8 protein-coding genes and 1 riboswitch are annotated in these 8775 nt (G+C 43.7%); of the genes, 2 read left to right on the forward strand and 6 right to left on the reverse strand.

The features are described 5' to 3' along the window. The first annotated feature begins 57 nt into the window (after nt 1-57). Entirely contained in the window at nt 58-807 is a 750-nt protein-coding gene (locus ACW12G_RS04835; protein ID WP_455647400.1) for a LysR substrate-binding domain-containing protein, read from the forward strand. A gap of 83 nt (nt 808-890) precedes the next feature. Then, nucleotides 891-2003 carry an SLC13 family permease gene (locus tag ACW12G_RS04840; protein WP_455647401.1) on the forward strand — a complete coding sequence of 371 codons (1113 nt, stop codon included), beginning with the start codon at nt 891-893 and terminating at the stop codon, nt 2001-2003. Between the two features lie 34 nt (nt 2004-2037). On the opposite strand, the gene pnuC is transcribed toward ACW12G_RS04840, so the two are convergent. The 6 genes from pnuC to dnaG form a co-directional block, all read right to left on the reverse strand. After that, on the reverse strand, nt 2038-2823 hold the full coding sequence (gene pnuC / locus ACW12G_RS04845; protein WP_146977349.1) for a nicotinamide riboside transporter PnuC: 786 nt from the start codon (nt 2821-2823) through the stop codon (nt 2038-2040). Nucleotides 2824-3094: 271 nt separating this feature from the next. Continuing rightward, the gene (locus ACW12G_RS04850; protein ID WP_455646549.1) at nt 3095-3664 is read right to left on the reverse strand and encodes a uracil-DNA glycosylase family protein; all 570 of its coding nucleotides are present in this window, start codon (nt 3662-3664) and stop codon (nt 3095-3097) included. A 69-nt stretch (nt 3665-3733) separates the two neighbouring features. After that, on the reverse strand, nt 3734-4471 hold the full coding sequence (locus ACW12G_RS04855; RefSeq protein ID WP_455647402.1) for a 3-oxoacyl-ACP reductase: 738 nt from the start codon (nt 4469-4471) through the stop codon (nt 3734-3736). Further along, nucleotides 4471-5028 (reverse strand): QueT transporter family protein, encoded by a 558-nt coding sequence (locus ACW12G_RS04860; protein ID WP_010004500.1) that lies wholly within the window; start codon nt 5026-5028, stop codon nt 4471-4473. Before ACW12G_RS04860 ends, ACW12G_RS04855 begins: the two co-directional genes overlap by 1 nt. Nucleotides 5029-5034: 6 nt before the next feature. Beyond that, nucleotides 5035-5080, reverse strand: a riboswitch (PreQ1 riboswitch). A 52-nt stretch (nt 5081-5132) separates the two neighbouring features. Next, nucleotides 5133-6431, reverse strand: a complete 1299-nt coding sequence (rpoD, locus tag ACW12G_RS04865; protein WP_010001570.1) for an RNA polymerase sigma factor RpoD — start codon at nt 6429-6431, stop codon at nt 5133-5135. Between the two features lie 59 nt (nt 6432-6490). After that, complete coding sequence (gene dnaG / locus ACW12G_RS04870; protein WP_455647403.1) at nt 6491-8353, reverse strand: DNA primase; 1863 nt, start codon at nt 8351-8353, stop codon at nt 6491-6493. Nucleotides 8354-8775 lie beyond the last annotated feature (422 nt).

Genomic DNA, 8775 nt, shown 5'->3' on the forward strand with positions numbered 1-8775 from the left:
CATCCATCCATTAGCAGTGCCAGCAAACGGCTTGAGACATACTTTCAAGCCTAGCTCGTGATTCGCCGAGATGCGACCGTAGATCTTAAATTTACGCCAGCCGGCGAACAACTCTACCAACATGCGGCCTCTATTTTAAATGAACTCGATAGTGCACACCAAGAAATTACCCATTTGCAATCACGCACGACAACAATTGGACTGCCCCCGATTCTCAAACATGCTTATTTTGCCAAAATCGTGTTAGCCACCAAGGCCTTTGATCACCAATATAATATTGACCATATGCATATTTATGAAGCTGGCTCTAACGGATTAACCCAATCGTTGATTAATGGCGATATTGATTTAGCCTTACTTGGTTCTTTAGGTCAAGCCACTAATGACAAACTCCAAGTTTTTCCATTTGCCACAGCCCCGTTCTATATCTATATGGCCAAAACGAATCCGTTAGCCCAACAGCAAGCCGGTATTTATTTTAAAGATTTAAAAAACCAACTATTTGTCTCATTTGATGCGAGTTTTATTCACGTCCAAGCGATGAAGCAACTGGCCAAAAACGCTGGCATTCGCCCTAAAACGTTCTTAAAAACCAATGATGTCTCCTTTCTCATGAGCTTAGTAGCCGAAAACATCGGGGTCGCCTTACTAACCAATATCGTAACCACAACCGATCCAAATATTGTCGCCATCCCCTTACTTGATGACAATCAACCAACTTTTAGTGCCAATGTGGCCTTTCGGAAAAATCATAATTTAACGACTGAGGAAACTTTACTCATCCGGATTTTATCCCAACAAGCCTAAGCCAAATCCCATCGTGATTAGCAACCCGTAGCCCTGAAAAATCAGGTATAATGAGTGAATATCGAACTCTAGAAAGCAACAAAATGATCATAGTAGTCAAAAGAATTTATACCGATAAAACGTTTTTGGTCACGTTGGGCTTAGTCATCGTTGCCCTTATTTTCGGCCAAGTGTCGCCGAAAGATATTGATAGTCACACCATTTTGGCACTGCTGGCGTTGCTTGTTATTGTCACCATTTACGGCCAACTCCATGTCTTGACTTACATCGCTAACACCATTGTGGCGAAATGTCGCACAACTCGAGATATCATTGGGGTAATGCTCCTCTTTTCATTTGTTGGCTCGATGTTTTTTACCAATGATGTGGCCATTTTAACGCTCGTGCCTATCTTTTTTAAGATCAGTCAACAACTCAATCTCAAAAAAATTGTGCCGATTAGTTTATTAACGATCTATGCCAATTTAGGCAGTGCGTTGACGCCGTTTGGTAACCCACAAAACCTCTATTTAGTCTCGTATTATCATCTCAGCTTACCGCACTTTATGACCTTATCACTACCAATCGGTGTGCTTGGTTTTCTAAGCTTAGTTGTCGTCACCTTGTTCTTTCCGGCACGACCAATTCCAGCCATGACGACAACAGTCCCACCCATTGATCGGCGCAAAGTCAGCTGGCTGTTAGTCGCTACGGTGATCGTATTACTTGGTATCTTGTCGGTCTTACCCATTTGGCTAGCCGTCGTGGTCAGTTTATTAGCCGCTGGTCTGTTAGATCGCCAAGTTCTCGTCAAAGTAGACTACGGCATTTTGTTAATGTTCATCAATTTTTTCATCATTGTCGGTGCCATTAGTCGCTTACCTGCCATTCACCACCTCTTATCATTCACAACAGACACAACGCCCAAAACATTTTTTGCTGGCGTCATCAGTAGCCAAGTGATTAGTAATGTGCCAGCTGCGGTATTACTCTCTAAGTTCACAACACGCGTGACTGGTTTGTATCTGGGCGTCACCGTTGGTGGTTTAGGAACGCTCATTGCCTCACTGGCCAATTTACTCGCTTTACGTCAATATCAACTATTTGACCGTGATCGCTCAAGTTATCATTTTTTCAAAACATTTACTTGGCTCAACGTCGTCTATTTAGTTATTTTTATGGTCATTGGCAGCTCAATTTGCCTCTGGCTCACCTAAAAAAGCAACCAAATGCGATTTGGTTGCTTTTTTGTTAAGCGGTTTGTGACTTTTTTAACCACATATATTGGCCATAAAACGAATTAATTAACATCATGATTTGCAACGCGAGCATCGACGTTGCCCCAGCAGATGGATCTGCTTGCAAGGCTCTGGTCCAGATAATCACGTTAATGACGTCTAATACAATCCAAGCAATCCACTGCGAGCGATACCCATAGGTCATCAAGACTTGCCCAATGATGCCAAGCGGTAATAGTGTCGCATCAAGGTAAATTTGGGCACCGTGCAGCGAATGACTAATGCCTAAAATAATCCCATAAATCACAAAGGTCATGATGAGATACAATACGGCATTTTTGGCTGATAGTTTTTTGGCTTGCACCGTATTGTCCCGCCCTTTATTTTGATGCCAAACCGAGATACCGACAAACTGCATCACAAAATAAAAAGATTGCGACGCAATATCACCGATTAGATGATTATTTAAAGCAACAATTAACCACACCGCACAACCAAGGACACCCCAGCTGTAATTTGTTAAGCGGCCCTGATCCACTAAAATCAGATTCATGACCGTCGCGATACCAGTTATTAAGCTAATCCAACCAATAAAACCAAAGTTTTGACCTAAAATAAACGCGACAACCGTTGCGCTTAGCATTAACCCCATCATGATGCGTGAGGTTTTGGTTAATGCTGTCAGATCACGTATATTCTCGCGTAAACTGAAGGTGTACCGGAGTTGTTTTGGCAACGCCTGGAGACGAAATTTAATGTTGGTCCAACGGGCAGAAGCCGAGTTTGTTAAGGCATTCATTGACATGTTAAGTTCTCCTATTGTTTTTGAGTAGCCGTGTCGGGAAGCAACGCTACGTTGTGTCTGGGCAAGTATTCTCGGTTATTGGCCGGTCTATGGGGCATGCATTATCATCCGCTAAACTCCTTCTGATTATTTGTGATATATCACACATTATTGCTTTCCTTATTATAGCGCATCAGCCTCACTAATAAAAGTTAAATTGAATTTTATTATGATGGCCTCATTACATCACAAAAAAACCAATCATTCAACATGATTGGTTGCTCGTTTATTTTAAAATATTGTGAACGGTGGTTTGTAGTGCTGGCACAACGTCCTGTAAAAACCACGGATTCTTTTTCAGCCAAATATTATTCCGTGGTGACGGATGGACAATCGGGAAATAGCGTGGCAAATAATGCACATAATTTTTCACGGTTGCTGTGATAGTATCCTTTGGTGACAAGTCGAGATAATAGCGTTGGGCATAAGCGCCAATTAAAATCATCAGTTCAACATCAGGCATTTGCGCCAAAAGACGTGGATGCCATTTCTCAGCTATCCCGGCACGCGGTGGCTTATCCCCCGACTTACCCTTGCCTGGGAAATAAAAATCCATCGGAATGACACCGAACAAACCAGAATCATAAAAGGTCGTTTCATCAACGCCCAACCACTCACGCAAGCGGTCCCCAGAGGCATCATGCCACATAATGCCACTATCTTGCACTTTTCGGCTCGGTGCTTGGCCAATAATGACAATTTTGGCCGTTGTTGGTGCCGAAAAAATAGGTTGCCAACCCTTTTGGGTAAAAGCCGCATTTTCCGGATCCGCCATAATTTCTTCTAAAATTGACATACTACTTGTTATCCCCCCTAGAAATAAGTTCAGTATAACATCAATTTTTGACCATGTCACATCTCGATTTCAATGCCCCAGCGTCCAGCCACCATCAATTGGCAAAACGGCGCCATTAATATAATCTGCCTGTGGACTGGTTAAATATAACGTCAAATCAGCGACTTCTTGCGCGGTAGCCCAACGACGGGCAGGCGTTTGGGCTACGACTTGTTTGGCCATCGCCCCCTCACCAGCAAAATCAGCCGCGTTCATCGGCGTCGCAATCGCCCCTGGGGCAATGGCATTAACATGTAACCCTTGCGGTGCATAATCAAAGGCGAGCTGCTTGGTATAACCAATAATGGCATGCTTACTCGTGGTATAAGCGGCCCCGCCACCACCAGCCGAAAAGCCTGCAATCGAGGCCATATTAATGATATGGCCATAGCCACGCGCCAGCATCGCCGGTAATACGGCATTACTTAAAATAAACATTGGCGTTAGATTCGTGTCGAGTACGCGCTGCCATTCTGCCAAATTAGTGGCCAACGACGGCTGATAGTCATCTAGCACACCAGCCGTGTTGAGTAAAATATCAAAATCAACACGATTAGTCAGGTCAGTCGCTAGCGCGGTTAAGGCATCATGGTCCCGTAAATCAATTTGATAAGTTTGTAAACGCGGATGCACCAGCGAAATAGGTTGAAAGTCCAACGCATAGACGTTCGCCCCTGCAGCCAAATAAGTCTCAAGTTGCGAAAAACCGATGCCTGAAGCGGCACCGGTTACTAAAATATGCTTGTTTTGATAATCTTGTTCAATCATTATTTACTCAAATCCACAATTTTACTCAACGCGTAAATGACAACACCACCAATAATCAGTGAGGCCAATTCACCTGGTACTAAACTCACATAATACGCCAGCCATTGCGCCATCAGACCACCTTTAGCTCCTGACGGGAAGGCCCCACTGGCACCAATATTAAAGGCAAAAGTAAATTCGGCCGCCAAAATCGCCATCCCCAACGTCGATACGACAACGGTACTGATAATAATTTTGATTAAGGCACTAGTAACACGTCGTGCCAAAAGATACGTCACCCCAGTCATAATCACGGTCCCCAGTGTCCCAAATACCCAGTCAATCCAACCAAGTGGTGAGACCAAGTTTGCAATAAAGACCCCAATCCCTAATGCCACCACATAGCGCTTGTTCCAAGCGGCCAAATGATTAAGCCCTTCCGAAGCGCGTAATTGGACTGGTCCAAAAGCAATCGGTTGAATCACGAACGTAATTGCTGCGTAAATCGCTGCTACTACCGCAATTAGGGTGATGTTATGCGCCTGACGGCCGTTAGTTGTTGTTAAATTTTTTTGCATGATGGCAATCTCCTAGTTTTTTTAAGCGGGATGGTTGATGAACCGCTAATTACCAGCATAACATAGGGCGCAAAAAAAAGCCACGCAACGCGTGGCTTTTAAGATTAGATGTTACCGTCATCCATAAAGTCCTTCAATTGCTTTGAACGACTTGGGTGGCGCAACTTACGCAAAGCTTTTGCTTCGATTTGACGAATTCGTTCACGGGTAACCCCAAAGACACGACCGACTTCTTCAAGTGTACGGGTACGACCGTCTTCCAAACCAAAACGCAAACGCAAGACGTTTTCTTCACGATCCGTCAACGTTTCCAAAACTGATTCTAATTGGTCACGCAACATTTCATAAGCAGCTGAGTCAGCTGGAGAAATCGCTTCATTGTCTTCAATGAAGTCGCCCAAATGTGAATCATCCTCTTCACCGATTGGTGTTTCCAATGACACGGGTTCTTGGGCAATCTTCAAGATTTCACGGACCTTATCTGGTGTCAAATCCATTTCAGCCCCAATTTCTTCAGGCAAGGGTTCACGACCCAAATCTTGCAACAATTGGCGTTGAATACGAATCAACTTGTTAATCGTTTCCACCATGTGAACTGGAATACGGATGGTACGCGCTTGGTCGGCGATGGCACGTGTGATTGCTTGACGAATCCACCATGTGGCATAAGTTGAGAACTTAAAGCCCTTCGTGTAATCAAACTTGTCAACCGCTTTCATCAAGCCCATGTTACCTTCTTGAATCAAATCCAAGAATTGCATCCCACGACCAACATAACGCTTGGCAATTGAGACCACCAAACGCAAGTTAGCTTCCGCCAATTCTTGCTTGGCTTCCACATCACCAGCTTCAATACGCTTGGCAATGTTAATTTCTTCATCACCCTTTAGCAAGTTTACGCGGCCGATCTCTTTCAAATACATCCGCACAGGATCATTGATTTTAATCCCAGCTGGCGTATCTTCAGCTTGATCAAGTTCTTCTTTAGAAGGCTTGTTTTGCTTTGCTTGCAAGACTTCTGGTGCTGGTTCACCCTTTTCATCCACGATGGCCACACCAGCATCTTCAACTTTTTCCATCAAGCGTTCAATATTTTCACCATCCAAATGGAACGGTTCTGCCAAACGTTCTGACAAAGTGGCATACGTCACTTCTTTGGCTGGCTTATATTCAGCAATCAACGCTTTGACGGCTTTGTCATATTCTGGGCTCTTAATAATCCCTGACTTCTTAGCCGCTTTTGGCTTTGATGCACGACCGGCAGCAGCAGCTTCCTCTGGTGTTTTACCTTGTGCCAAAGCGAGTAACTCCGCTTTCTTGGCACGGCTATTATATGAAATGTTTTGTGAATCAAGATAATCTTTGATATCTGAGATTTTGCTTGAAGATAAATTAGTTGCCATGTCTTACTTCTCCTAATATACGGGTTAAACGTTATCACCGGATCTTTGGCCTAAGCCACTTACCCTGAATGTTGTTTCTTGAGGTTGATCAATTCTGTCATCAGTTGCAACAACTTGGTGTCATCATGTTGTTGCTTCGCGACGTTGATCAATTGTTGTAATTCTTGTACACGTGCTTCAATCGGCGCCTCTTCCATAATGATTTGCAAATAATCACGAATCGCCTCATGTTCAATGGTGAGGTCACCATAAGCCCGATCAATAGCCATAATTTTTTGATTTAAAGCTGGTTTCTGGATAAAATCCATAAACTGCGCTAAATCAAATGGTTCTGGATGTTGCCCTTGATAAATGGCCGCCAACATCATCAATAATTGATAATCTGGATGCACAAACGCAAACCCCGTGGTCGCTTTAACTTGGGCCAATACCTGTGGTGACTTAATCATGGCCATAAGCAAGGCGCGTTCCGCCTGCTCAACTTTAGTTAAGCGTTGCCCAACCCGCGGTTCGCTATCAGCTGGTGCTGCGGGTGGTGGTGTCATTTGATCCGTGTAGGCTTTTGGCGTACGTTTTGAATAATTTTGCGTAGCAGCTGGTCTGGCCCGACTTTGGGCCAACGTTTGTTGCAATTGTGCCTGCAACGCTTGTTTTGAAGTGCCAAACTCATTGGCGATTTTGGTCAGTTGTAAATCTTGTTCAACTGGCGTGGCTTGTTGCAAGGTTTGCATCACCTCTTGCAAAAAAGCCAGATACTGCACTTGGTTGCTGAGATTTTTCCCAGTCCGAGCAGCGTTGACCAAGAATTCAACCGGTGTTTGAATATTTTGTTCCAAGGCTTGTTGCAAGGCAGCTGTGCCACGCTGAATCCGCAGGTCATCCGGATCCAATTGATCTGGTAAATGTACGATCCCAATCTCAACTTGTTGCGCATGCGTGCGAATTAACGTAATCGCGCGTTTGGCTGCCTTTTGGCCTGCTTCATCCCCATCGTAAACGAGTAAAATACGCTGGGCAACCCGTGCCAATTGCTGAATATGTTCCGGGGTTAAAGCCGTTCCCATCGTGGCAACACCCATGGTTTTGCCCGCCATGTCTGCCGAAATAACATCCATAAAGCCTTCAAAAATCAGCGCTGTATTGGTTTGTCGCATCTGATTTTTAGCACGATCAAAATTATAAAGAATTTTGCCTTTTGTGAAAAATGGACTTTCTGGGCTGTTCATATATTTGATGGTGTTATCTGACGCGAGTGCACGCCCAGAAAAACCAACCACTTGGCCACGTGCCGTCTTGATTGGCCACACAATCCGCCCTGCAAAACGATCACGCATCACGCCTTGATCATTTGTAATAAACAATTCTGATGCTTGCAGGATATCTGGTGCGATATTTTGATCCTTGGCATATTGCAATAACACATTGTCATCCGGCGCAAAGCCAATCCCAAATTGCTTGATGACCGCATCAGATAACTGCCGCTTATCGTGTAAATAAGCTAAAGCTGTTTCGCCTGATGTGGTATTTAATAAAATATGCTGATACAACCGTTGTGCCGCGGAATGCAAATCATAAATCGCTTGCGTGCGACTATCAATGGGATGCGCGGCTTGCACTGTTAATTGTTGATCAACTGGCATATCCGCTTTTTCCGCCAAAGATAGGACCGCTTCAGGATAGCTCAGTCCCTCTTTTTCCATGATAAAAGAAAAAACAGAGCCTGAACGGCCACAAGAAAAACAGTTAAAGACTTGCTTATTTTCTTCGACGAAGAGGGATGGATGGCGATCATCATGGAAAGGACACGATCCGTTCCATTGGCGACCACGTTTGACCAATTGTGTATATTCCCCGATCACATCAACTATATTCACTTTTTTACGCACTTCATCAATGAAGGCATCTGGGATTCGACTTGCCATGGCCGCCTTTCAATAATAAAAGTCGCAGACCACAGTCTGCGACACGAATGAACTGTACAAAAAATTATACGTTTTTACGCGCAACTTGTCAAGTCATTTGTTTCGGTGCAATCGTTGATATGACGGCATTTTTATTTTTAAGTTACCAGATTATGTAAACCAAAAATAACGTGAGCCCATTAGCACCAAACCAAAAATTGATAACCTTTTAACTTTTTTCTGGTTTAGATATCCTATATTGTGTTTTCGAGCAGTAATGACTAGACTTTTTTCACTTTATTTTGAGGTATCTTGGCATTTTCTCATGTTCGCTCTCTGGTCAATACGGAAAATAAGCCACGACATCGACAATAAAATCCCTCCTCTGATACATTAGAGTGAAATAAGTTGTTTATTAGTTAAACACTTCAATTCGTTAATAT

The organism is Leuconostoc sp. (genome assembly GCF_965300815.1).

What these genes read in the sequence shown, in the direction of transcription:
- ACW12G_RS04850 (WP_455646549.1), bottom strand. Translation starts at nt 3,664, where the DNA reads ATGTCAATTTTAGAAGAAATTATGGCGGATCCGGAAAATGCGGCTTTT.
- ACW12G_RS04840 (WP_455647401.1), top strand. Translation starts at nt 891, where the DNA reads ATGATCATAGTAGTCAAAAGAATTTATACCGATAAAACGTTTTTGGTC.
- ACW12G_RS04860 (WP_010004500.1), bottom strand. Translation starts at nt 5,028, where the DNA reads ATGCAAAAAAATTTAACAACAACTAACGGCCGTCAGGCGCATAACATC.
- rpoD (WP_010001570.1), bottom strand. Translation starts at nt 6,431, where the DNA reads ATGGCAACTAATTTATCTTCAAGCAAAATCTCAGATATCAAAGATTAT.
- ACW12G_RS04855 (WP_455647402.1), bottom strand. Translation starts at nt 4,471, where the DNA reads ATGATTGAACAAGATTATCAAAACAAGCATATTTTAGTAACCGGTGCC.
- dnaG (WP_455647403.1), bottom strand. Translation starts at nt 8,353, where the DNA reads ATGGCAAGTCGAATCCCAGATGCCTTCATTGATGAAGTGCGTAAAAAA.
- pnuC (WP_146977349.1), bottom strand. Translation starts at nt 2,823, where the DNA reads ATGAATGCCTTAACAAACTCGGCTTCTGCCCGTTGGACCAACATTAAA.